Annotated in this window: 1 protein-coding gene; it reads right to left on the bottom strand. The window is 64.7% G+C overall.

Translation table 11 applies throughout. The features are described 5' to 3' along the window. Positions 1–77 precede the first annotated feature (77 nt). Positions 78–564, bottom strand: a 487-nt coding sequence (locus ACFSNB_RS18810) for an aldehyde dehydrogenase family protein (RefSeq protein ID WP_377319354.1), incomplete at its 5' end; no start/stop codon positions are given.

The following is a 564-nucleotide window of genomic DNA, read 5'->3' as shown; positions in this document are numbered from 1 at the left end:
GTGCGTTGAGCGGCTGTCGTCGGAACGAGGTCAGGGTTGCTCAGCGCGGGGTCTTTCATGGGCAGCGTCCGTGGGTTTTACGTGTTCTGCGGGAAAGCAAATTGCGGGCCCTTCGGGGTCGAGTCGGGCCAGCGCTGCATCACCGCTTTGTGCTTGGTGTAGAAGCGCACCGCCTCGGGGCCGTAGGCGTGGTGGTCGCCGAACAGGCTGCGCTTCCAACCACCGAAGCTGTTGAAGGCCATCGGCACCGGCAGCGGCACGTTCACGCCCACCATGCCGACCTGAATGTGGTGCACGAACTCGCGCGCCACGTGGCCGTCGCGGGTGAAGATGGCGACGCCGTTGCCGTACTGGTGCTTGCTCGGCAGGCTCAACGCCTCCTCGAAGCTGGCGGCGCGCATGATCTGCAGCACCGGGCCGAAGATCTCTTCCTTGTAGGATTCCATCTCGGGCTTGACGTGGTCGAACAGCGACGGGCCGATGAAGAAGCCCTTCTCGTGGCCCTGCAGGCTGAACTCGCGGCCGTCGACGACCAGTTCGGCGCCTTCTTCCACGCCCTTGTTG

Source organism: Phaeospirillum tilakii (genome assembly GCF_042683125.1).
Lineage (GTDB): Bacteria > Pseudomonadota > Alphaproteobacteria > Rhodospirillales > Magnetospirillaceae > Phaeospirillum > Phaeospirillum tilakii.
Note: the sequence above shows the minus strand (reverse complement) of the source record. Positions and strands in the feature narration are given on the sequence as shown.